The sequence below is a fragment of the Burkholderia sp. BCC1996 genome (genome assembly GCF_905339955.1).
GTDB lineage: Bacteria > Pseudomonadota > Gammaproteobacteria > Burkholderiales > Burkholderiaceae > Burkholderia.
This window is the reverse complement of sequence record NZ_CAJPHM010000019.1, coordinates 1-23,224: the sequence shown is the minus strand read 5'-3', so window position 1 is coordinate 23,224 and position 23,224 is coordinate 1. Positions and strand designations below refer to the sequence as shown.

General features: G+C 68.6%; 24 protein-coding genes, 1 tRNA gene and 1 pseudogene. 18 read left to right on the top strand and 8 right to left on the bottom strand.

The window, feature by feature from the left end; translation table 11 throughout:
• Positions 1–234: 234 nt before the first annotated feature.
• A complete protein-coding gene (locus tag U4Z64_RS25440) occupies positions 235–579 on the bottom strand; it encodes a cupin domain-containing protein (RefSeq protein ID WP_027783759.1) in 345 nt (114 codons plus the stop codon).
• A gap of 304 nt (positions 580–883) precedes the next feature.
• Between U4Z64_RS25440 and U4Z64_RS25435 the strand changes: the two genes are divergently transcribed.
• Positions 884–958: transfer RNA gene (locus U4Z64_RS25435), tRNA-Gly, on the top strand.
• A gap of 142 nt (positions 959–1,100) precedes the next feature.
• Positions 1,101–1,868 carry a tRNA (guanosine(46)-N7)-methyltransferase TrmB gene (trmB, locus tag U4Z64_RS25430; protein ID WP_059605632.1) on the top strand — a complete coding sequence of 256 codons (768 nt, stop codon included), beginning with the start codon at positions 1,101–1,103 and terminating at the stop codon, positions 1,866–1,868.
• Between the two features lie 118 nt (positions 1,869–1,986).
• Here trmB and U4Z64_RS25425 read toward each other — a convergent pair whose 3' ends face one another.
• The 3 genes from U4Z64_RS25425 to U4Z64_RS25415 all read right to left on the bottom strand — a co-directional run bounded on the left by U4Z64_RS25425 (position 1,987) and on the right by U4Z64_RS25415 (position 3,939).
• Positions 1,987–2,817: an undecaprenyl-diphosphate phosphatase gene (locus U4Z64_RS25425; protein ID WP_044846253.1), complete on the bottom strand. Its 831-nt coding sequence runs from the start codon at positions 2,815–2,817 to the stop codon at positions 1,987–1,989.
• Positions 2,818–2,895: 78 nt separating this feature from the next.
• Positions 2,896–3,477: a DUF1439 domain-containing protein gene (locus U4Z64_RS25420; RefSeq protein ID WP_044846254.1), complete on the bottom strand. Its 582-nt coding sequence runs from the start codon at positions 3,475–3,477 to the stop codon at positions 2,896–2,898.
• A 150-nt stretch (positions 3,478–3,627) separates the two neighbouring features.
• Complete coding sequence (locus tag U4Z64_RS25415; RefSeq protein ID WP_321821436.1) at positions 3,628–3,939, bottom strand: YkgJ family cysteine cluster protein; 312 nt, start codon at positions 3,937–3,939, stop codon at positions 3,628–3,630.
• Positions 3,940–4,109: 170 nt separating this feature from the next.
• On the opposite strand from U4Z64_RS25415, the gene hemN reads away from it, so the two are divergent.
• The 16 genes from hemN (at position 4,110) to ureG (ending at position 18,903) form a co-directional block, all read left to right on the top strand.
• A complete protein-coding gene (hemN, locus tag U4Z64_RS25410; protein ID WP_321821435.1) occupies positions 4,110–5,501 on the top strand; it encodes an oxygen-independent coproporphyrinogen III oxidase in 1,392 nt (463 codons plus the stop codon).
• A gap of 72 nt (positions 5,502–5,573) precedes the next feature.
• Positions 5,574–5,831, top strand: coding sequence for a hypothetical protein (locus U4Z64_RS25405; protein ID WP_057928465.1), 258 nt, complete (start codon positions 5,574–5,576; stop codon positions 5,829–5,831).
• A 104-nt stretch (positions 5,832–5,935) separates the two neighbouring features.
• Positions 5,936–6,592, top strand: coding sequence for a protein-L-isoaspartate O-methyltransferase family protein (locus U4Z64_RS25400; protein WP_124487749.1), 657 nt, complete (start codon positions 5,936–5,938; stop codon positions 6,590–6,592).
• Positions 6,593–6,603: 11 nt separating this feature from the next.
• Complete coding sequence (locus U4Z64_RS25395; RefSeq protein ID WP_006758748.1) at positions 6,604–6,927, top strand: rhodanese-like domain-containing protein; 324 nt, start codon at positions 6,604–6,606, stop codon at positions 6,925–6,927.
• A gap of 551 nt (positions 6,928–7,478) precedes the next feature.
• Positions 7,479–8,786, top strand: coding sequence for an urea ABC transporter substrate-binding protein (gene urtA / locus U4Z64_RS25390; RefSeq protein ID WP_124571046.1), 1,308 nt, complete (start codon positions 7,479–7,481; stop codon positions 8,784–8,786).
• Between the two features lie 134 nt (positions 8,787–8,920).
• Entirely contained in the window at positions 8,921–10,540 is a 1,620-nt protein-coding gene (gene urtB, locus U4Z64_RS25385) for an urea ABC transporter permease subunit UrtB (RefSeq protein ID WP_321821434.1), read from the top strand.
• Position 10,541: 1 nt separating this feature from the next.
• Positions 10,542–11,729 carry an urea ABC transporter permease subunit UrtC gene (urtC, locus tag U4Z64_RS25380; protein WP_044846260.1) on the top strand — a complete coding sequence of 396 codons (1,188 nt, stop codon included), beginning with the start codon at positions 10,542–10,544 and terminating at the stop codon, positions 11,727–11,729.
• Positions 11,726–12,583 carry an urea ABC transporter ATP-binding protein UrtD gene (urtD, locus tag U4Z64_RS25375; protein ID WP_321821433.1) on the top strand — a complete coding sequence of 286 codons (858 nt, stop codon included), beginning with the start codon at positions 11,726–11,728 and terminating at the stop codon, positions 12,581–12,583. The genes urtC and urtD overlap by 4 nt, the downstream gene beginning before the upstream one ends.
• A gap of 4 nt (positions 12,584–12,587) precedes the next feature.
• Positions 12,588–13,280: an urea ABC transporter ATP-binding subunit UrtE gene (gene urtE / locus U4Z64_RS25370; RefSeq protein WP_124521600.1), complete on the top strand. Its 693-nt coding sequence runs from the start codon at positions 12,588–12,590 to the stop codon at positions 13,278–13,280.
• A 173-nt stretch (positions 13,281–13,453) separates the two neighbouring features.
• Positions 13,454–14,329, top strand: a complete 876-nt coding sequence (locus U4Z64_RS25365; RefSeq protein WP_321821432.1) for an urease accessory protein UreD — start codon at positions 13,454–13,456, stop codon at positions 14,327–14,329.
• A 236-nt stretch (positions 14,330–14,565) separates the two neighbouring features.
• A complete protein-coding gene (gene ureA / locus U4Z64_RS25360; RefSeq protein ID WP_006406310.1) occupies positions 14,566–14,868 on the top strand; it encodes an urease subunit gamma in 303 nt (100 codons plus the stop codon).
• Between the two features lie 14 nt (positions 14,869–14,882).
• A complete protein-coding gene (locus tag U4Z64_RS25355; protein ID WP_044846264.1) occupies positions 14,883–15,188 on the top strand; it encodes an urease subunit beta in 306 nt (101 codons plus the stop codon).
• A gap of 28 nt (positions 15,189–15,216) precedes the next feature.
• Positions 15,217–16,923: an urease subunit alpha gene (gene ureC, locus U4Z64_RS25350; RefSeq protein ID WP_321821431.1), complete on the top strand. Its 1,707-nt coding sequence runs from the start codon at positions 15,217–15,219 to the stop codon at positions 16,921–16,923.
• An 18-nt stretch (positions 16,924–16,941) separates the two neighbouring features.
• On the top strand, positions 16,942–17,574 hold the full coding sequence (ureE, locus tag U4Z64_RS25345; protein WP_321821430.1) for an urease accessory protein UreE: 633 nt from the start codon (positions 16,942–16,944) through the stop codon (positions 17,572–17,574).
• Complete coding sequence (locus U4Z64_RS25340; protein WP_321821429.1) at positions 17,561–18,241, top strand: urease accessory protein UreF; 681 nt, start codon at positions 17,561–17,563, stop codon at positions 18,239–18,241. Before ureE ends, U4Z64_RS25340 begins: the two co-directional genes overlap by 14 nt.
• 14 nt (positions 18,242–18,255) lie before the next feature.
• Positions 18,256–18,903, top strand: a complete 648-nt coding sequence (gene ureG, locus U4Z64_RS25335) for an urease accessory protein UreG (protein WP_044846268.1) — start codon at positions 18,256–18,258, stop codon at positions 18,901–18,903.
• Between the two features lie 61 nt (positions 18,904–18,964).
• Here ureG and waaA read toward each other — a convergent pair whose 3' ends face one another.
• From waaA to U4Z64_RS25315, 4 genes and pseudogenes are all read right to left on the bottom strand, one after another.
• Positions 18,965–20,329: a lipid IV(A) 3-deoxy-D-manno-octulosonic acid transferase gene (gene waaA / locus U4Z64_RS25330; protein ID WP_321821428.1), complete on the bottom strand. Its 1,365-nt coding sequence runs from the start codon at positions 20,327–20,329 to the stop codon at positions 18,965–18,967.
• Positions 20,330–20,366: 37 nt separating this feature from the next.
• Positions 20,367–21,251, bottom strand: coding sequence for a Kdo hydroxylase family protein (locus U4Z64_RS25325; protein WP_321821427.1), 885 nt, complete (start codon positions 21,249–21,251; stop codon positions 20,367–20,369).
• A 43-nt stretch (positions 21,252–21,294) separates the two neighbouring features.
• On the bottom strand, positions 21,295–22,290 hold the full coding sequence (gene waaC / locus U4Z64_RS25320) for a lipopolysaccharide heptosyltransferase I (protein WP_415750595.1): 996 nt from the start codon (positions 22,288–22,290) through the stop codon (positions 21,295–21,297).
• A 177-nt stretch (positions 22,291–22,467) separates the two neighbouring features.
• Positions 22,468–23,224: pseudogene (locus U4Z64_RS25315) on the bottom strand (phosphomannomutase/phosphoglucomutase); the annotation flags it as partial.

Here is a 23,224-nt window from a genome sequence, read left to right as displayed (position 1 = left end):
GCGGATCGCTGCATCATAGGCGCTTGCGCGATCGCGCGCGATAGTGGAACCGGCCGAGCGTGCGACCACGCTCGGCGAGCTGTTTCCGAACCGGAACGCGTTTTATTTTATTGGGCCGGTGTTCGCTGCTGGCGGTCCCCGGCTGAAACCGCTGTTCGTCGGTATCGGCTGAAGGTGCGGCTCAACGCGTCGGTGCGACCGGCGCGTTGGTGCAGCCCGAACCGATCCACACGCTCACGCGAAGACGAAGTACTTGCGCACCGTCTCCACCACTTCCCACGTTCCTTTCATGCCGGGTTCGATCACGAACACGTCGCCGGCCTTCAGGTGCACCGGCTCCTCGCCTTCCGGCGTGATGATGCAGTAGCCGTCGAGGAAGTGGCAGTACTCCCATTTCTCGTAGTTCACCTCGAACTTGCCCGGCGTGCAGATCCAGGTGCCCATGATCTTGCTGCCGTCCTTGGAGACGTAGGCGTTGAGGTTCACGGTGTGCGGATCGCCGCCGATGCGCTTCCACTTGGTCGCGTCGAGGACCGGGGTCGGGCAGGTTTTGCGCAGAACGGTGATGAAATCGGACATGTCAGCTCCAGACTAACGATCGGGTAAGAGGTCTGTCACGTTAGTTCGAAAGCTGCACCTCAGCTTGTATGCGTCCGACACCGACTCGTCCATTTTCGACACGGGCCCGCATGCGGGCGCGCCGCCAGCGCATTTTCCGGACGGCCTTGCGTTGACGGACCGCTGCAGACCGATCCTTGACGCTCATTACGGGCGATCAATCGCACCGCCACCGGGCCATGCCGGTTTCAAGGCCGGCGGCCAAAACGCCTCAAAACGCCTTGCTTGCAACATCCGCGCCAAACCCTGTAGAATTACGCGTTCTGCGGGCGTCGTATAATGGCCATTACCTCAGCTTCCCAAGCTGATGACGTGGGTTCGATTCCCATCGCCCGCTCCACCTTCGGCTGCTCGGCAGCCTGCGCAAGAGCCGCCTCGTCGAAGGCGGCTTTTTTGTACCATCTGCCTGTCCATCCGGCAGCACCGCTGCGCGTAGCGGGCGTAACGGGCCCGCGCCCGAACCAAGCCTTTCTCTGTCACCGATGATGCACGACGATCCGAACGAAGCCGGCCTGCCGCCGGACGACGCCGCCCTTCCCGACGAAGCCGCCGACGGCGCCGACGAAGTCAATCCGCTGCACCGACGCCGCATCCGCAGCTTCGTGACGCGCGCCGGCCGCGTGTCGACCGGCCAGCGCCGCGCGCTCGACGATCTGGGCCCGCGCTTCGTCGTGCCGTACGCCGCTGAAATCCCCGACTGGGACGCCGTGTTCGGCCGCCGCGCGCCGCGCATCCTGGAAATCGGCTTCGGGATGGGCGCGTCGACCGCGGAAATCGCCGCGCATCGCCCGGGCGACGACTTCCTCGGCGTCGAGGTGCACGAGCCGGGCGTCGGCGCGCTGCTGAAGCTGATCGGCGAGCAGGACCTGCCGAACATCCGCATCATCCAGCACGACGCGGTCGAAGTGCTCGAGCACATGCTCGCGCCGGAAAGCCTCGACGGCGTGCACATCTTCTTCCCGGATCCGTGGCACAAGGCGCGTCACCACAAGCGCCGGCTGATCCAGCCGCCGCTCGTCGCGCACCTCGCATCGCGCCTGAAACCGGGTGCGTACCTGCATTGCGCGACCGACTGGCAGAACTACGCGGAACAGATGCTGGAAGTGCTCGGCGCCGAACCGACGCTCGAAAACACTGCCGCCGACTACGCGCCGCGCCCCGACTACCGCCCCGTCACGAAGTTCGAACGGCGCGGGCTGCGGCTCGGCCACGGCGTGTGGGACCTGGTGTTCCGCAAGCGCGCCGGCTGAACACGACGCGCAGCGGCACGACGCACGCTGCGCGCCGCGCAATGACAAACAGCCCGACCGGCATCTGCTGCCGATCGGGCCGTTTGTCATTGGAAGCGCCCTCGCCCCCCCACCGGCATCACGCCCAGTTCAGCCACCCGCTGTAGCCCACCAGCAGCACGAACAGGCCGAACGCGATCCGGTACCACGCGAACACGGTGAAGTCGTGCGTCGCGACGAAGCGCAGCAGCCAGCGCACGCACACGAACGCGCTGACGAACGCGGCAACCAGCCCGAGCGCGAACAGGCCGAGCGAGTCGACCGTGAACGCCTGCCAGTCCTTGACGGTTTCATAGAGCGTCGCGCCGAAGATGATCGGAATCGCGAGGAAGAACGAGAATTCGGTCGCGACGCGCCGGTCGAGGCCGAACAGCATCCCGCCGATGATCGTCGAGCCGGAGCGCGACATGCCCGGCACCAGCGCGAAGCATTGCGCGAGGCCGACCTTCAGCGCATCGAGCGGCGTGAGCGCATCGACCGACTGCACGCGCGGCGGCTCGCTGCGTTCGCGCTGCCGCGCCTCGGCCCACAGGATGATCGCGCCGCCGACGACGAGCGCGAATGCGACCGGCACCGGCGAGAACAGCACGGCCTTGATCTTCTTCTCGAACAGCAGGCCGAGCGCGATCGCGGGAATGGTCGCGATCACGACGTTCAGCGTGAAGCGCTGCGCGTCGGGCCGGCTCGGCAGCCCGGACACGATGGACACGATCCGCTGCCGGTATTCCCAGCAGACCGCGAGAATCGCGCCGAACTGGATCACGACGTCGAAGGTCTTCGCGTGCGCATCGTTGAAATTCAGGAAGCTGCCCGCGACGATCAGGTGGCCGGTGCTCGACACCGGGAGGAATTCCGTCAGCCCCTCGACGACGCCGAGGATCAATGCCTTGCAGATCAGGATCCAGTCCATCCGTGGCCCAACTCCGAAGTAGTCGAAAGAAAGGGCCGCGTCACCGCCGCGGCCCGCCCGGCCGCGCGCGGTGCGCCGTCACTTTTCGACGATCGCCACGCGTATGCCGTTTGTAAGAATCGTAATTGTACCGGGTTCGTAGTTCACGCCGGCAAATTGCAGTTGCTCGGGCTTGAACGTATAGATCGGATAATTGGTCAGCACCTGCGTCGCGAGCAGGCCGGCGGCCGCGCCGACCTGTTGCGCGTACATCTGCGCGTTGCCGTCGAGCACGAGGCTGTCGACGGCCGGCGCCTTCAGCACGACCGAGCGGCTCGGCGCGTCGTAGGCCAGCTGGCCCGACACGGTGAACTTGCCGCTCACCGGTTCGCTCAGGAACGGACTCGCGAAATGCGCATCGAGCTGCACGGCGACGCGGTTCTGGTCGGGCAGCAGATTGACGGCCGGATTCGCCAGCGACACGTCGACGACCTGCGCGACCGTCTTCTGGTACGGAAACTTGCGCGCGACGGCCTTCTGCACGTCGCCGCGCGAGAACGTGTAGTGATCGGGAATGAACGGAAACGTCGACGCACAGGCGGCGAGCGATACCGACACGCCGATGGCGCCGGCGCAAGCGGCGAGGAAGCGGCGCCGGCCGGGCGTGCAAGATGCGGTCATGCTGGACAATCTCCTGTATCGGGCGAAGCGGCAGTCTGGCTATCGGCTCCGCCCCATGTGGCGCTGGGGACTGAAGTTAGTGCTTCGACGCGCGTCGCCGGTTCCATGCGCGCGCCGGCAAACGACGGCGCGGACAGCGCGGGCTGCGCGTCAGCGGGCCGCGCCGGGCGACGGCTGCGTCGCGATCTCGAGGCGCGTCAGCCACGCGAGCGCGTCGTCGCGCGACGCACCGCACATCTCGCCGGACGGCTGCAGCCCGGAACAGCACGCGGGCCGCTCGGGCCGGCCGAAGATCCGGCAGCGCAGGTCGTCGCCGAGCTGCACGCAGCGCACGCCGGCCGGCTTGCCGTCGGGCATCCCCGGAATCGGCGAGGAAATCGACGGCGCGATGCAGCATGCGCCGCACCCCGCGCGGCACGCATGCGGCGGCGGGACCTCGGCGGGCGCCGGACGGACAGGCATTTCGACGGACACTCGGCTCTCTCACGAACAACAAAAAACGGTGCGGCAACCGGACGCAGCGTGCGGCAGCCCACGGCGCATTGTGCCACCGCCGGCTGCGACGTTATTACACAATGCAGCCGGAACGCGCGTTCATATACTCCAGAGCATCCAAAAAGCGCGAGACCATCATGAGTTCCGGTTCTGCCGACACACTGTTCCGTCCCGATTTGCTCGCGAAGTACGGCGCAAACGGGCCGCGCTATACGTCCTACCCCACCGCGCTGCAGTTCCGCGACGAATTCGACCCGGCCGACTACGTGCGCGCCGCGGGCGATCCCGGCGCGTCGGCGAGCGACCTGTCGCTGTACTTCCACATCCCGTTCTGCAACACGGCCTGCTTCTATTGCGGCTGCAACAAGATCGCGACCAACAACCGCCGCCGCGCGCGCCCGTATCTCGAGCAACTGAAGCGCGAACTGGCGCTGCAGGCCGCGCTGTTCGATCCCGCGCGCCCGGTCACGCAGCTTCACTGGGGCGGCGGCACGCCGACCTTCCTGTCCGACGACGAAACGGCCGAGCTGATGGCGGCCACCCGCGAACATTTCGCGCTCGCGCCGGACGCCGATGCCGAGTTCTCGATCGAGATCGACCCGCGCACGGTCACGCCCGCGACGCTCGTCCACCTGCGCAACATCGGCTTCAACCGGTTGAGCCTCGGCGTGCAGGATTTCGATCCGGTCGTGCAGCAGGCGATCAACCGGATCCAGCCGCTCGCGATGACGGCCGACCTGCTGTCGGCCGCGCGCACGACGGGCTTCCAATCGGTCAGCGTCGACCTGATCTACGGGCTGCCGCACCAGACGGTCGCCGTGTTCGCGCGCACGCTCGAGACGATCATCGAGCTCGCGCCGGACCGCCTGTCGGTATTCGGCTACGCGCACATGCCGCACCTGTTCAAGATGCAGCGGCAGATCGACGACGCGACGCTGCCGCCGCCCGCAACGCGCATCGCACTGCTCGGCCTCGCGATCGACATGCTGACGCAGGCCGGCTACGTGTACATCGGGATGGACCACTTCGCGCGGCCGTCCGACGAACTCGTGCGCGCGCAACGCAACGGCACGCTGCAACGCAATTTCCAGGGCTACAGCACGCGCGCGGATACCGACCTGATCGGCTTCGGCGTGTCGTCGATCGGCAAGGTCGGCGACGTCTACGCACAGAACGCGAAGGACCTGCCGGCCTATGGCGCCGCGCTCGACGCGGGCCGGCTGCCGATCGCGCGCGGCGTGCGGCTCACGCCCGACGACCGGCTGCGCCGCGACGTGATCACGCAGCTGATGTGCAACCTCGAACTGCCGTTCTCGCATATCGAGGCGGCGCACGGGATCCGCTTCGCCGATCACTTCGCGCGCGAGCTCGACGCGCTGCGCGGGTTCGAGCAGGACGGCCTGCTGACCGTCGCCGGCGACCGCCTGACGATCCATCCGGCCGGCCGGATGGTCGTGCGCAACATCGCGATGGCGTTCGACGCGCACCTCGGCCAGACGCCGCGGCAACGCTACTCGCGCACCGTCTGACGGCGCGCGGCCGCGTGCGGGCGGCCGGTTTGATAAAGTAAGGGGCTCCACGCCCCTGCAAGAACCCGCACGATGCGCACCACCAAAGCAACCCACGCGGTCGAACGCCTGAAGACCCGTTCCGGCAACCCGCAGTTCGCCGCCGTCGCGATGGCGGGCGGCCTGTTCTACCTGGTCGACCGCTCCGGCGGCACCGCCGAGAAACGCAGCGAGCCGCTGCCGCTCGACGAATTCGTCAGGTTCGTCGACGAATTCGGCCCCAAAAAGCCGCGCAAGGCGAGCAAGCTCGACCTCGCGTTCGAGGCGCAGATCAAGAAGAGCAAAGGGTAAAGGTCTGTTGCAGGCCGTCTGAAGGCTTCGCCGCCGCCCCGTTTGGTACAATCACGAAGTTTCTCTATCCCCGCTGATGGCCGACCTGGCTGCGTGACCACACCATGAATATCGAAAACGCGCGTTTCAACATGATCGAACAACAGATCCGGCCGTGGGACGTGCTGGATCTGGACGTCCTGGGCCTGCTGTCGATCGTCAAGCGTGAACACTACGTGTCGCCCGAACACCGCGATCTCGCGTTCGCCGACCTCGAGCTGCCGCTGCCCGGCGGCCGCAGCAAGATGCTGTTCCCGCGCGTCGAAGCGCGCGTGCTGCAGGAACTGGCGGTCAAGAAGCACGAGAACGTGCTCGTGATCGGTGCGGGTTCGGGCTACCTGGCCGCGCTGTTCGCGCATCGCGCGCAGCACGTGACGGCCGTCGAGATCGATCCGGCCATCGCGAAGTTCGCGGCAGACAACCTGCGCAACGACGGCGTGACGAACGCGGAAGTCGCGCTCGGCGACGGCTCGCTCGGCTGGCCCGACAAGGCGCCGTACGACGTGATCTGCGTCGCGGGCGGCCTGCCGGTCGTGCCGCAGCAGATGCTCGAACAGCTGAAGATCGGCGGCCGCCTGTCGGCGTTCGTCGGCGGCCGTCCGGTGATGAAGGCGCAGGTCATCACGCGCATCGACGAGAAGCAGTACCGCGTCGCCGACGTATTCGAAACCTACGTCGACCACCTCGTCAACGCGATCGAACCGTCGCGTTTCAAGTTCTGAGCGGCGGCCCCATGCAGATCCTGACGCCCGCGATGCTCGCGGAATGGCTTCGCGATCCGGCGCGCCCCGCGCCGGTCGTGCTCGACGTGCGCGAGCCGTGGGAAATCTCGACCGCGCAGATCGCCGGCAGCGTGTCGATCCCGATGCAGCAGATCCCCGCGCGCAGCGAGGAGCTCGACGACGAAGCGGAAATCGTCTGCGTGTGCCATCACGGGATGCGCAGCGCGCAAGTCGCGATGTTCCTCGAATCGCGCGGCTTCACGAAGCTGTACAACCTGCAGGGCGGCATCGACGCGTGGTCGCGTGACGTCGATCCGTCCGTACCGCGTTACTGACCTTCCCGGCGGCGCATCGCGCGCCGCCACGGCGACCGGCGAGTAATAGCCGATCGCTCCAGTCCCGCCGAACGGGCGCGCATCGCGCGCCCGTTTGCGTTTCTGCCGCACCGTTCCATCCTCTTTCGTTTGTTTCAGCACGCCGGCCATCCGCGTCCGCTCGATGACGCGAGGCGGCGAGAACCCGGGCAACGCACGCGTCGAGCGGAGCGCCTCGTCCTTCCCCCTGGCACTTCATGACCCCGCCGGATGCGCACGACGCCGACACGACGCGGCCGGATGCGTGCGCATCGATCACGCGCCGCACCTCCTTCGACGTGCGGCGCACGCGCTCGAACCCGGGCCCCCGCCGTGCACCATTTGCGCCCGCGCGAGCGCACCGCAACGGATCGCGCATGCTGCACGACGCGTCATGCGCACCGCGCCGGCGCCCCGCGCCGCCCCGCACAGGCACGCCTGGCGTGCATCGGCGCGACTGGCACATGCCTTGCGTTACTCCGATGCCGGCGCCGCCACGGCGCACGCACATCCAACATGACAAGGGGATCCCGATGAAACGTCGCAGTCTGTTGAAGTTCGGTTCGATGGCCGGTGCACTCGCGCTGGCAGGCAAGAGTCCGTTCGCTCACGCGGCCGATGCGGGCACGGGCCCGATCAAGGTCGGCATCCTGCATTCGCTGTCGGGCACGATGGCGATCTCCGAAACGTCGCTGAAGGACACGGCGCTGATGACGATCGCCGAGATCAACAAGAACGGCGGCGTGATGGGCCGCAAGCTCGAGCCGGTGGTCGTCGATCCCGCATCGAACTGGCCGCTGTTCGCGGAGAAGGCGCGCCAGCTGCTCACGCAGGACAAGGTCGCGTGCGTGTTCGGCTGCTGGACGTCGGTGTCGCGCAAGTCGGTGCTGCCGGTGTTCGAGGAACTGAACGGCCTGCTCTACTACCCGGTGCAATACGAAGGCGAGGAAATGTCGCGCAACGTGTTCTACACGGGCGCCGCGCCGAACCAGCAGGCGATCCCCGCCGTCGAGTACCTGATGAGCGCGGAAGGCGGCGGCGCGAAGCGCTTCTTCCTGCTCGGCACCGACTACGTGTATCCGCGCACGACCAACAAGATCCTGCGCGCGTTCCTGAAATCGAAGGGCGTGAAGGACGCCGACATTCAGGAGGTCTACACGCCGTTCGGCCACAGCGATTACCAGACGATCGTCGCGAACATCAAGAACTTCGCCCAGGGCGGCAAGACGACCGTGGTCTCGACGATCAACGGCGATTCGAACGTGCCGTTCTACAAGGAACTCGGCAACCAGGGGATCAAGGCGACCGACGTGCCGGTGGTCGCGTTCTCGGTCGGCGAGGAAGAGCTGCGCGGGATCGACACGAAGCCGCTCGTCGGCCATCTCGCCGCGTGGAACTACTTCATGTCGGTGAAGAACCCGACCAACACGAAGTTCAAGGACCAGTTCGCCGCGTGGGTAAAGGCGAACAACCTGCCGGGCGGTGCGAAGCGCGTGACGAACGATCCGATGGAGGCAACCTACGTGGGCATCCACATGTGGAAGCAGGCCGTCGAAAAGGCGAAGAGCACCGACGTCGACAAGGTGCGCGTCGCGATGATCGGCCAGACCGTTGCCGGCCCCTCGGGCTTCACGCTCTCGATGGACGGCAACCATCACCTGCACAAGCCGGTGATGATCGGCGAGATCCGCGGCGACGGGCAATTCAACGTCGTGTGGAAGACGAAGACCGCGGTGCGCGCGCAGCCGTGGAGCCCGTTCATCGCAGGCAACCAGGGCAAGCCGGACATCGTCAGCTCGATCCCGGCGTTCCTGCGCCGGCAGCGCGCGGCGCTGGCCTGATGCGATGCGGGGCGCGGCGCACCGGCGTGGCGCTCCCGCTTGCAGGATGGTGCGCGAATGCCGGTACTTACCGTAACGCATCGCACGCGCACCGCCGCACGAATCCGCTTTCCCACGCCCGACAGGATCTCCCGATGCCTACACGCTTTCGCCGCGCCGCCGTCGCGGTCGTCGCCTGTGCCGCGCTGGCGGGCGCACTGCCGCGCGCCGCGTTCGCCCTGACGGCCGCCGATACCGCCGCGCTCGCCGGCGACGACTTCGACGCGAAGACGGCCGCGGTCGACCGTCTCGCCGCCGATGCCGACCCGCGCGCCGTCGCGTTGCTCAATGCGCTGTCGAGCGGCGACGCGCTCGGGACCGGCGACGGCCGCCTGCTGATCCAGACCGGCGACACCGCGCACGACGCGCTCACGCAAGCCGCGACGCCGGCCGGCGACGCGCAGCCCGTGATGCTGAACAACCTGCTGCGCACGAAGATCGCCGGCGCGCTGTCGGGCCTCGCACTCGCGTCGCCCGACGTCGCCGCGCGCCGCGACGCGATCGATGCGCTGCTGAAGTCGCCCGACCCGGCGCTCAAGCCGATGATCGATCGCGCGCGCGCGAAGGAAACCGATCCCGCGCTGAAGCGCCGCCTCGACGCACTGTGGGCCATCGCCGCGCTGCACGACGCCGATCCGGCGAAGCGTCTGGAAGCCGTGCAGGTGGTGGCCGCGCGCCGCGACCTCGACATGATCGAGCAGTTGCGCCCGCTCGTCGCGAAGAATGCCGACGGCAGCTACACGGAACCCGACGCGCGCGTGCGCGACGCCGCGCAGCAAGGCCTCGACGCATTGCACGCGCTGCAGCGCCGCGGCGAAATCGCCGGCACCGTGTTCGCGGGCCTGTCGCTCGGCAGCGTGCTGCTGCTCGCGGCGCTCGGCCTCGCGATCACGTACGGGCTGATCGGCGTGATCAACATGGCGCACGGTGAATTCCTGATGATCGGTGCGTACGCAACCTATGTCGTGCAGACGCTGATCCAGCGCTACGCGCCGGCCGCGTTCGACTGGTATCCGCTCGTCGCGGTGCCCGTCTCGTTCGCGACGGCCGCGCTGGTCGGCGTCGTGCTGGAGCGGCTCGTGCTGCGGCACCTGTACGGCCGCCCGCTCGAGACGCTGCTCGCGACCTTCGGCGTGAGCCTGATCCTGATCCAGGCGACGCGCATGCTGTTCGGCGCGCAGAACGTGCAGGTCGTGAACCCGTCGTGGATGAGCGGCGGCGTCACCGTGATGCAGAACCTGATCCTGCCGTACAACCGGCTCGCGATCCTCGCGTTCGCGCTCGCGGTCGTGTGCGTCGCGTGGGGCGTGCTGACGAAGACGCGGCTCGGCCTGTTCGTGCGCGCGGTCACGCAGAACCGCCGGATGGCCGCGTGCGTCGGCGTGAAGACCGCGCGCGTCGACGCGTATGCGTTCGCGTTCGGCGCGGGCATCGCGGGCCTCGGCGGCTGCGCGCTGTCGCAGATCGGCAACGTGGGCCCCGACCTCGGGCAGAACTACATCATCGATTCGTTCATGGCGGTCGTGCTCGGCGGCGTCGGCCAGATCGCCGGCACCGTGCTCGGCGGCTTCGGGCTCGGCCTCGTCAGCAAGGCGATCGAGCCGTTCTGGGGCGCCGTGCTCGCGAAGATCGCGGTGCTCGTGATGATCGTGCTGTTCATCCAGAAACGTCCGCAGGGCATGTTCGCCCCGAAGGGACGCAGCGCGGAGGCCTGACATGACTTCAATCACCGATTCGTTGTCGAAGCCGATCGCCGACGCGCCGAAGCCCGCCGCCGCCGCGCGTGCGGAGGAAAAGTTCGCGCTCGGCCTGCCGCCCCGCCCCGCGCTGCTGTCGCGCCGCGCATGGCTCGCGCTCGTCGCGCTGTGCGTCGCGATCGGCATCGGCGTGCCGCTCGCCGCGCTGGTCGCGCCCGAGTCGAGCGCGTTCCATCTGTCCGCGTATGCGATGACGCTCGCCGGCAAGCTGATGTGCTACGCGATCGCCGCGCTCGCGCTCGATCTCGTGTGGGGCTACTGCGGCATTCTCAGCCTCGGCCACGGCCTCTTCTTCGCGCTCGGCGGTTATGCGATCGGCATGTACCTGATGCGCGAGATCGGCCGCGACGGCAAGTACGGCAGCGACCTGCCCGACTTCATGGTGTTTCTCGACTGGCATCAACTGCCGTGGTACTGGAGCGGCACGCAGCATCTCGCGTGGGCGCTCGCGCTGGTCGTGCTCGTGCCGGCCGTGCTCGCGTGGGTGTTCGGCTTCTTCACGTTCCGCTCGCGCGTGAAGGGCGTGTACCTGTCGATCATCACGCAGGCGCTGACGTTCGCGGCGATGCTGCTGTTCTTTCGCAACGAGACGGGCTTCGGCGGCAACAACGGCTTCACCGACTTCAAGCGCATCGCCGGGTTTCCGATCACGTCGCCCGGCACGCGCACGGTGCTGCTGCTGCTGACCTTCGCGACGCTCGTGCTCGCGTTCATCGTTGCGCGCGCAATCGTCACCAGCAAGCTCGGGCGGGTGGTCACCGCGGTGCGCGACGGCGAGACGCGGCTGATGTTCCTCGGCTACAGCCCGCTCGCGTACAAGCTGTTCGTATGGACGCTGTCGGCCGTGCTGTGCGGGATCGCGGGCGCGTTGTACGTGCCGCAGGTCGGCATCATCAACCCCGGCGAGATGTCGCCCGGCAACTCGATCGAAATGGCGATCTGGGTCGCGGTGGGCGGGCGCGGCACGCTGATCGGGCCGATCGTCGGCGCGTTCGCGGTGAACGGCGCGAAAAGCCTCTTTACCGCGTACTTCGCCGAATACTGGCTGTTCTTTCTCGGCCTGATCTTCGTGCTTGTGCCGCTCCTGCTGCCGCGCGGCATCATGGGCCTCGTCGACACGCTGCTCGCAAAGGGGAAACGCGGATGAACGGCACCGCCCTCTACCAGTTCACGCCGCCGCCCGAGGATGAGCTGCTGGCCGTCAGCGGCAGCGCATCGATGGGCCGCGTGGCGCCGCCCGGCATCGACACGTCGCACGGCACGATCCTCTACCTCGAGGACATCGAGGTGAGCTTCGACGGCTTTCGCGCGCTGAACAAGCTGTCGCTCACGATCGACGCGGGCGAGCTGCGCTGCGTGATCGGCCCGAACGGCGCGGGCAAGACGACGATGATGGACGTGATCACCGGCAAGACGCGGCCCGATGCGGGCAAGGTGTTTCTCGGCCAGACCATCGACCTCGCGCGGATGAACGAACCCGCGATTGCGCGCGCGGGGATCGGCCGCAAGTTCCAGAAGCCGACCGTGTTCGAACAGCATCCGGTGTGGGAAAACCTCGAACTGGCGATGCAGACCGACAAGGGCTGGCTCGCGTCGCTGCGCGCGCGGCTCGACCGCGCGGCGCAGGCGAAGATCGAGGAGACGCTCGCGCTGATCGGCCTCGAAAGCGACGCGTATCGCGCGGCCGGCGAGTTGTCGCACGGGCAGAAGCAGCGGCTCGAGATCGGCATGCTGCTGATGCAGCGCCCCGCCCTGCTGCTGCTCGACGAGCCGGCGGCCGGGATGACCGACCACGAGACGATGGAACTCGCGAAACTGCTGAACACGCTGCGCGGCACCTGCTCGATGATGGTCGTCGAGCACGACATGGAGTTCGTCGCGGCGCTCGCGGGCGACACGGGCCGCGTGACGGTGATGGCCGAAGGCGCGGTGCTCGCGCAAGGCACGCTCGACCAGGTCAAGCGCGACGACGCGGTGATCGAGTCTTATCTCGGACGGTGACGCAATGCTGAAGATCGATGCACTGAACCAGTACTACGGCGGCAGCCACATCCTGCGCAACGTGACGCTGGCCGCCGACGACGGCAAGCTCACCGTGCTGCTCGGCCGCAACGGCGTCGGCAAGAGCACGCTGCTGCGCTGCCTGATGGGCGTCGTCGCCGCGAAGAGCGGCAGCGTGTCGTGGCGCGGCACCGCGCTCGGCGCACTGCCGCCGTATGCGCGCGTCGCGGCCGGGCTCGCGTACGTGCCGCAGGGCCGCGACATCTTTCCGCGGCTCACCGTCGAGGAGAACCTGCTCGTCGGCGCGGCAAGCCGCAAGGCGCCATCGAAAGTGCCCGACCGCATCTACGACCTGTTCCCGGTGCTGAAGGACATGCGCGCCCGGCGCGGCGGCGACCTGTCGGGCGGCCAGCAGCAGCAGCTCGCGATCGGCCGCGCGCTGATGAGCGAGCCGCAGTTGCTGATCCTCGACGAGCCGACCGAGGGCATCCAGCCGTCGATCATCCAGGACATCGGCCGCACGCTGCGCCAGCTCGTCGACGAATCGAAGATGACCGTGCTGCTCGTCGAACAGTATTACGACTTCGCGCGCTCGATCGCGGACCATTACTGGGTGATGAGCCGCGGCGAGGTCATCGCCGGCGGCGATGCGCGGGACATGGAAACGAACGGCGTGCGCGAGCTGATCGCGGTGTAGCGCGCCACGCAGCGCATGATTGCGCCTACGCGTGGCGCCGACGGTCGACGCATGTCACGCGATGGCCGGCGCCGTCGCCGCTCCCCTTCGCCACGTTCGGCAACCCGAACACCCAAGCGTATAGTGTTGCGGTAGCATCCTCGATCACCGCGCCCGTTCCCTGCTTCCCGCCGATGTCCGCCCTCGATTCCCACGCCCCGCTGTCCCGCCCCGCCGTCGCCAAGTCATGGCGCGGCCGTCTCGAACTCGGCTTCGAACGGCACGGCGCGCGCACGACGCTCGTCCATCGGCTGCACGACGGCCCGCTGCGCGTGCAGCGGCCGCTGTATCCGGAAGGCGACGCGATCTGCCACGCGGTCATCGTCCACCCGCCGGGCGGCGTCGCGGGCGGCGACCGGCTCGACATCGACATCGCGCTCGGCGACGGCACGCACGCGGTGCTGACGACGCCCGGCGCGACCAAGTGGTACAAGTCGAACGGCCTCGACGCGACGCAACGTATCGGCATCACGGTCGGCGCGCACGCGAAGCTCGACTGGCTGCCGCAGAACAACCTGTTCTTCGACGCGGCCCACGCCGCACTGGACTTCACGGTGACGCTCGGCGCGGGCGCGAGCGCGATCGGCTGGGACGCGACGCAGCTCGGCCGGCAGGCGGCCGGCGAAACGTGGTCGGCGGGCCGCATCGTGTCGGGTTCGGCACTCGTCGACGCCGACGGCCGGCCGCTGTGGACCGAGCGCGCGCTGCTCGACGCGCACGATCCGCTACGCGGCTCGCTGCAGGGCCTCGCCGGCTTTCCCGCGTACGGCACGCTGTGGGCGGCCGGCGCCGCGTGCGATGCCGCGCTCGCCGAAACGCTTGCCGCGCGGATGCCGTTCGACGACACGCTGCGCGCGGGCGCGACCTGCGTGACGCCGGGCGTCGTGCTGGTGCGCGCGGTGTCGACGTCGATGGAAGCGCTGCAGCGTCACTTCACCGACTGCTGGCTCCAGCTGCGCCCGCTCGTGCACGGCGCCGACGCGCGACCGCTGCGCCTCTGGCAGACCTGAGCGCGCGGCCCGGCACGCACCGTTTCGGCGCAGCAGCGCCGCCCTCGCTGCCCACGATCCATGCATCGCGCACCACGATCGCGCATCGCCGCGCGCTGCACCGACATGGCACGCACCTTGCTGCTTACATATCGGATACACGACGCAGAAAGAACGGCGCGGTGCTACGATGAACCGCGCCCCCGCCGGCATCCCGCGCACCGATAAAAATTACGTTTTCCTGAACGACTGCCTTCATGAAACTGACTCCCCGAGAAAAGGACAAGCTGCTGATCTTCACGGCAGCGCTGCTGGCCGAGCGCCGCCGCGCGCGCGGGCTGAAGCTCAACTATCCGGAAGCGGTCGCGTTCATCACCGCCGCGCTGATGGAAGCCGCGCGCGACGGCAAGACCGTCGCCGAGGTGATGCACTACGGCACGACGCTGCTCACGCGCGACGACGTGATGGATGGCGTGCCGGAGATGATCCCCGACATCCAGGTCGAGGCGACCTTCCCGGACGGCACCAAGCTCGTCACCGTCCACCACCCGATTCCGTGACCGAGGTAGCACGCATGATCCCCGGCGAAATCCTCACCGACGACGGCGAGCACGAACTGAACGCGGGCCGCGCGACGATCTCGCTCGTCGTCGCGAACACCGGCGACCGCCCGGTGCAGGTCGGCTCGCACTACCACTTCTTCGAAGTCAACGACGCGCTGTCGTTCGATCGCGCGGCCGCGCGCGGCTTCCGGCTCAACATCGCGGCCGGCACGGCCGTGCGCTTCGAGCCGGGCCAGACGCGCACCGTCGAGCTCGTCGAGCTGGCCGGCGAACGCGCCGTCTATGGTTTTCAGGGCAAGGTGATGGGGCCGCTGTAAGCCGCGCCCCGCTCTTCAGGAACAGCACATGACACTACGCTTGAGCCGCCGCGCGTACGCGGAAATGTTCGGGCCGACGACGGGCGACCGCGTGCGGCTCGCCGATACCGAACTGCTGATCGAGATCGAACGCGACTTCACGACCTACGGCGAGGAGGTGAAATTCGGCGGCGGGAAGGTGATTCGCGACGGGATGGGCCAGTCGCAGCGCGTGGCCGCCGAGGTGCCCGACACGATCATCACGAACGCGGTGATCCTCGATCACTGGGGCATCGTGAAGGCCGACATCGCGATCAAGCACGGCCGCATCGCCGCGATCGGCAAGGCCGGCAATCCCGACATCCAGCCCGGCGTGACGATCGCGATCGGTGCGGCGACCGAAGTGATCGCCGGCGAAGGGCTGATCGTGACGGCCGGCGGCATCGACACGCACATCCACTTCATCAGCCCGCAGCAGATCGATGAAGCGCTCGCGTCGGGCGTCACGACGATGCTCGGCGGCGGCACGGGGCCGGCCACCGGCACCAACGCGACGACCTGCACGCCTGGCCCGTGGCACATGGAGCGCATGCTGCAGGCGGCCGACGGCTGGCCGATCAACCTCGGCTTCCTCGGCAAGGGCAACGCGAGCCTGCCGCAGCCGCTCGTCGAGCAGATCGCGGCCGGCGCGATCGGCCTGAAGCTGCATGAAGACTGGGGCACGACGCCCGCCGCGATCGACAACTGCCTGTCGGTCGCCGACGACACCGACACGCAGGTCGCGATCCACACCGACACGCTGAACGAAGGCGGCTTCGTCGAATCGACCGTCGCCGCGTTCAAGGGCCGCACGATCCACACGTACCACACCGAAGGCGCGGGCGGCGGCCATGCGCCCGACATCCTGAAGGTGTGCGGCGAAGCGAACGTGCTGCCGTCGTCGACCAACCCGACGCGCCCGTACACGATCAACACGCTCGACGAGCATCTCGACATGCTGATGGTGTGCCATCACCTCGATCCGTCGATCGCCGAGGATCTCGCGTTCGCCGAATCGCGGATCCGCCGCGAGACGATCGCGGCCGAAGATATCCTGCACGATCTCGGCGCGCTGTCGATGCTGTCGTCCGACTCGCAGGCGATGGGCCGCGTCGGCGAAGTGATCATCCGCACCTGGCAGACCGCGCACAAGATGAAGGTGCAGCGCGGCGCGCTGCCCGAGGACGGCGCGCGCAACGACAACTTCCGCGCGAAACGCTACGTCGCGAAGTACACGATCAACCCGGCGATCACGCACGGCATCGCGCACGAAGTCGGTTCGATCGAACCCGGCAAGTGGGCCGACCTCGTGTTGTGGGAGCCCGCATTCTTCGGGATCAAGCCGTCGATGATCCTGAAGGGCGGGATGATCGCGATGGCGCAGATGGGCGACCCGAACGCGTCGATCCCGACGCCGCAGCCGGTCCACTACCGCGAGATGTTCGCCACGCGCGGCGGTGCGCTCGCGCGCACGTCGCTGACCTTCGTGTCGCAAATGGCGGCCGACGCGGGCATCGCCGAACGCTACGGGCTCGCGAAGCGCGTCGTGCCCGTGCGCAACTGTCGCAACGTGACGAAGGCCGACATGATCCACAACGCATGGCGCCCGTCGATCAGCGTCGATCCCGAAACCTACGACGTGATCGCCGACGGCCAGCTGCTCACCTGCGAGCCGGCGACGGTGCTGCCGATGGCGCAGCGCTATTTCCTGTTCTGATTTCCGGTATTCCGTTCCATGCGCACCCTCGACAAACGCATTGCCCCGAACGTGAAGCTCGCCGCGTCGCTCGTCGCGCGCGCGCCGACGCTCACGCTCGCCTATGACGCCCGCTGCAAGAGCCGCCTCGCGGCCACGCTCGACACCGGCGAGGACGTCGCGGTCCTGCTGCCGCGCGGCACCGTGCTGCGCGACGGCGACGTGCTCGTCGCCGACGACGGCGCGCTCGTGCGCGTCGCCGCTGCCTCCGAGACCGTGCTGCTCGTGCGCGCGGCCGACCGGCTCACGCTGATGCGCGCCGCGTATCACCTCGGCAACCGTCACACGCCGGTCGAGATCGGCGACGGTTACCTGAAGCTCGAAGCCGATCCGGTGCTCGCTGACATGCTGCGCCGGCTCGGCACGCAGGTCGAAGAAACGAGCGCACCGTTCCAGCCGGAAGCCGGCGCGTACGGCGGCGGCCACAAGCACGGGCACGATGCGACGTTCGCCGAGGACTACGCGCTCGCGCAGCAGGTCTTCGGCGAACACCACGGCCACTCGCACTCGCACGATCACGATCACGATCACGATCACGATCACGATCACGATCACGATCATCAGCATGGTCCCGGCTGCTCGCACGGCCACCACGGTCATGACCACCACTGAGCTCGTCGCGCTGCTGCATCTCGCGTCGCCCGCATTGCCGATCGGCGCGTTCAGCTATTCGCAGGGACTCGAAGCCGCGCTCGACGCGAACCTGATCCGCGACGCCGACACCGCGCGCGACTGGATCGCGAGCGGGCTGACCGACGTGCTCGCGCACGGCGAGCTGCCGCTCCTCGCGCACCAGCTCGCGCGCTGGCACGCGCACGACGCCGACGCGCTGGCGCGCGAGAACGCATGGTTCATCGCGAGCCGCGAATCGGCCGAACTGCGTCGCGAGACCGAACAGATGGGCTGGTCGCTCGCGCAACTGTGCGCGTCGCTCGAATGGGGCGATGCCGCACGCCGCGCGACGCTCGCATCGCTCACGCCGATCGCGCTGCCGACCGCATTCGCATACGCGGCCGCCGCACACGGTGCCGGCGCCGACGCCACGCTCGCCGCGTACGCATTCGGCTGGGTCGAGAACCAGACGTCGGCCGCGCTGAAAGCGGTGCCGCTCGGCCAGCTCGCCGGCCAGCGCATCATTGTCGCGCTGCGCGGCGCGATCGACGCGGCCGTGCGCCGCGCGCTCGCGACGCCGCCCGACGCCATCAACACGTTCGCGCCGCAGCTCGGCATCCTGTCCGCGCGGCACGAAACCCAGTATTCGCGGTTGTTCCGCTCCTGAACCCGATCCACGCCATGAACGCACCCGCAACCTCCTCCGCCCGCCGCACCAAGAAACTGCCGCCGCTGCGCGTCGGCATCGGCGGCCCGGTCGGCTCCGGCAAGACCACGCTGCTCGAAATGCTGTGCAAGGCGATGCGCGAGCGCTACGACCTCGTCGCGATCACGAACGACATCTATACGAAGGAAGACCAGCGCCTGCTGACGGTCGCGGGCGCGCTGCCCGAGGAACGCATCATGGGCGTCGAGACGGGCGGCTGCCCGCACACGGCGATCCGCGAGGATGCGTCGATCAACCTCGAGGCCGTCGACCGCATGCTGTCGCGCTTCCCCGACGCCGACATCGTGTTCATCGAATCGGGCGGCGACAATCTCGCGGCGACCTTCAGCCCCGAGCTGTCGGACCTGACGATCTACGTGATCGACGTGGCCGGCGGCGAGAAGATTCCGCGCAAGGGCGGGCCCGGCATCACGAAGTCCGACCTGCTCGTGATCAACAAGACGGATCTCGCGCCGCTCGTCGGCGCGAACCTCGACGTGATGGCGTCCGACACGAAGAAGATGCGCGGCGAGCGGCCTTACGTGATGACGAACCTGAAGGCGCTCGAGGGCGTCGCCGATGTCGTCGCGTTCATCGAAAGGAAAGGATTGCTGACGGTGTGAGCGACGCGGCGGCGACATGCCGCCGCCACGTCGGCCCGGGGGACGGCCTTGCGCCGCCCGCTCAGTCGTCGGATGCGTCGGATGCGTCGGCCGCGCCGTGCATCGCACGCCCGCCGCGCTCGACGGGCGGCAGCAGCGCCGCGAGCACGTCGACCGAGCGCGCGGTCGCGCCGCGATGACGCGACGCGAACGCGGCGCCGGCCGCGCCCATCGCGACGCGCCGCGCGTGGTCGGCGAACAGCGCATCGAGCACGTGCGCGAGATCGAGCGGATCCGCGACCTGCATCGCCGCGCCGGCCGCGACCGCATCGGCGGTCGCCTGCGTGAAGTTGAACACGTGCGGGCCGATCAGCACCGGCACGCCGACCGCACACGCCTCGATCAGGTTCTGCCCGCCGAGCGGCAGCAGGCTGCCGCCGATGAACGCGACGTCGGCGGCCGCATAGTACGCGCCGAGTTCCCCCATCGAATCGCCGAGCAGCACCGTCACGTCGGCCGGCAACGGTTCGGCGGCCGGCCGGCCGGCCGCGAGCGCCGCGGCGTCGGCGCCCCACACCGAACGCCGCACGCACTTGAACCCATTGCGCACGACCAGCGCTTCGACTTCGGCGAAGCGCTGCGGATGACGCGGCACGAGAATCAGCAGCGCGCCGGCCGTCTTCATCGCGGCGAACGCCTGCAGCACCAGCGCCTCCTCGTTCTCGCGCGTGCTGGCCGCGACCCACACCGGCCGCGTGCCGATCGCGTCGCGCCATGCGTGGCCGCGCGCCGCCAGCTCCGGCGGTGTCGTCATGTCGAACTTCAGGTTGCCGAGCACCGCCACGTTGCGTGCACCGAGCGACGTCAGCCGCTCCGCGTCGGCCGGGCTCTGCGCGAGCACGCGCGAGAATCCGCCGAACACGTCGCGCGTCGCCGCGCCGAACTTCGCCGCGCGCCGATGCGAGCGCGCGGACATCCGCGCATTGGTCAGCACGAGCGGCACGTCCGCGCGGCGGCACTCGTCGATCAGCGTCGGCCACACCTCGGTTTCCATCACGAGGCCGAGCGTCGGCCGCCAGGCGCGCAGGAAGCGCCGCACCGCGCCCGGCATGTCGTACGGCAGGTAGCAGCGCAGCACGCGCTCGCCGAAGATCTGCTCGCCGGTCGCGCGGCCGCTCGGCGTCATGTGCGTGAGCAGGATGCGCGCGTCGGGGCGCGCGCGCATCAGCGCGTCGATCAGCGGCTGCGCGGCGCGCGTCTCGCCGACCGACACCGCATGCACCCAGATCAGCGGCGCGCGATCGTCCGGCGAACGGCCGGCGACGTGGCCGAAGCGCTCGCCGATGTGCTCGCGATAGCCGCGCTCCTTGCGCGAGCGCACGAGGAGCCGGATCACCGCGATCGGCGCGACGAGCCACCACAGCGCGCGATAGATCGCCCTCAGCATGCAGCAGCCCTCGTATTGCGTCGGTGAAAAGGCGCGCTCAAACCAGCGCCCTGCCCTGCAGGCGCTCGAGAATCCCGAGCGGCGCGCATTCGCGACGCACCATCGCGTCGACCGGCAGGAAGAAGGTCTGCTCGAGCATGAACTGGCCGGACATCACAGCGTGCGAAGTCTGATCCGAGAAACATATCCACACGCTGCCCGGCGGAAACGGCATCGTCTGCTGTGGACAAGTCTTCTGGTAGTCGAGATCGGCTTTCATCCCGTCGTGCAGGTTCAGCATCAGGTGGTCGTACGCGCTGCGCCGCGACTTCGTCACGTGCAGCAGGTTCAACAGCCACGCCGAGCCCGGCAACTGCGGCCGGATCTTCGGCAGGAAGCGCTTCGCGACGTCCTCGAACGGCTCGCCGACACGCCACACGCGCGGCTGGCCGGCCGGGTTCACGTTCGTGAACACGCGCAGGATCCGCTCGCCGTAGTTCGGCCGCGACGGGAACGCATCGACGTGCAGCCGGCTGTCGTCCTTGCGCCAGGATGTCTGGCGCGTCTCGACCTGCATCAGCCGCAGGCTCGTCGGCGCGACGCGCAGCTTGCCGCGGTATTCGGGAAACAGGCCGTCGACGAGCGTGCCGGCCTGCTGCTGGAAGCGCGCGACCAGCGCGCGCACGGCCGATTGCGTGACGCTGTCGCCGAGCACGCCGACGAGCGCGCCGCCGTTCGGCGCGAGGCTGATGTTCTTGCGTTTCGGGTCGGCGAGCGCCGGATCGAGCAACGCTTCCTCGCCGCCTTCGATCGCGAAGCGCAGGTGCGGGAAATACAGCACCTTGCCTTCCTCGACCGCGGCGAGCAGCTGCTCGCGCGGCGTCGACAGGTTGTGTCCGCTCCAGTCGGCGGACGGGACTTCGATGATCTGGGATTCGCTCATGATCGGTTCGCGTGCGTGACAGGCAGGACAGGCATGACGGGCATCACAGCAGGCCGAAGCCCGCGAGCGCCGCCTTCACCTGCGCGATCGACGGCGGCTGCCCCGCCGTGCCGAGATTGACGACGTTCGGCGACCAGTATCCGCCGGTGCGCCAGGCCGTCGCAAAATTGTACAGTTCGACCGTCGGACGCTTCAGCGCGGCCGCGATGTGAACCAGACCTGTGTCAACCCCGACGGTGGCGGCCGCGCCGTCGATCAGGCCGACCACGGCCGGCAGCGACAGCTTCGGCGGCACGATCGCCGCCGCGCCGAATTCCTTCGCGAGCCGCTCGCTGGTCGCGCGCTCCGCGTCGTTGCCCCACGGCAGCACGAGCGATGCGCCGCGCCGCACGAGCGCCTGGCCGAGCTCGATCCACGCGGCATCCGGCCACTGCTTGTCGGCACGGGACGTCGCGTGGACGAACACCACGTACGGCACCGGCAGGTTCAGGCCGAGCGCGGCCACCGCGAGCGCCGCCGCGCGCGTATCGAGGCCGAAGTCGACCGGATCGGCCGGCGTCGGCGCCGGGTCGCCCAGCGCGGCCGCGACGAGTTGCCGCGAGCGCTCGACGACGTGCGTGCGCGGCGCGATCGGCACGCGCTTGCGATAGAAGAAGCGCACCGGCCATTCGTAGCCGGCGCCGTCGGTGCGATTGCCGAGGCCGGCGAGCGGGCCGCGCGCCCAGCTCGCGACCCAGGCCGTCTTGATGAGCCCCTGGCAGTCGATCACGAGGTCGTACTGCTCGGCCGCGAGGCGCTTGCGGAACGCGCGGATCTCGCGCCACGTCGCGCCCGAGAACGGCTTCTTGCGCCAGCGGCGCAACGAGAACGGCAGCACGTCGCGCACGCCGTCGACGAGCCGCACGAGGTCGACGAAGCTCTCCTCGACGAGCCAGTCGATCTGCGCATCGGGGTGGCGGCGCCGGATATCGGCGATCACCGGCATGTTGTGCACGACGTCGCCCAGCGACGACACGCGCACGATCAGGATCTTTTGCACGCTGAAAAAACGCCGGCGGACAGCCGGCGACAGGCATAAAGACGCGATTTTATCGCGCCCGGGGAGGCACACAGGCAAAAAGCGGCCGCACGCCGTCAGCGTGCGCCGCTTTTCGGGGATGGCGCGACGATCCTTCTACCGTCGTCGCACCGGCGGCGGCCCGCAGGCCGCCGGGGTTCAGAACGGCAGCTCGACGTCCGGCTTCGCGGCCGTCAGCACGCGGCGGAAGTCCGCCTGGATGCGCTCGAGCCCTTCCTTGGTCTCCGCTTCGAAGCGCAGCACGACCACCGGCGTCGTGTTCGACGAACGCGCGAGGCCGAAGCCGTCCGGGTACTCGACGCGCAGCCCGTCGATCGTCACGACTTCGTCGGCGCCGTCGAACTTCGCTTCCTGCTGCAGCTTCTCGATCAGGCGGAAGTTCTCGCCCTCCTCGAGCTTGAGTTGCAGTTCCGGCGTGCTCATCGCGTCCGGCAGCGCATTGAGCAGCGCGCTCGGATCGGCCGTCTTCGCGAGGATCTCGAGCAGGCGCGCGCCCGTGTAGAGACCGTCGTCGAAGCCGTACCAGCGGTCCTTGAAGAACACGTGGCCGCTCATCTCGCCCGCGAGCGGCGCGCCCGTCTCGCGCAGCTTCGCCTTCACGAGCGAATGGCCCGTCTTCCACATCAGCGGCTCGCCGCCCTTCGCCTTCACCCACTGCGCGAGATGGCGCGTGCACTTCACGTCGTAGATGATCTGCGCGCCCGGGTTGCGCGACAGCACTTCCTCCGCGAACAGCATCAGCTGGCGGTCCGGGAAGATGATCTGGCCGTCCTTCGTGACGACACCGAGGCGGTCGCCGTCGCCGTCGAACGCGAAACCGAGCTCGGCGTCGGTGTCCTTCAGCGCCTGGATCACGTCCTGCAGATTTTCCGGGTGCGCAGGATCGGGGTGATGG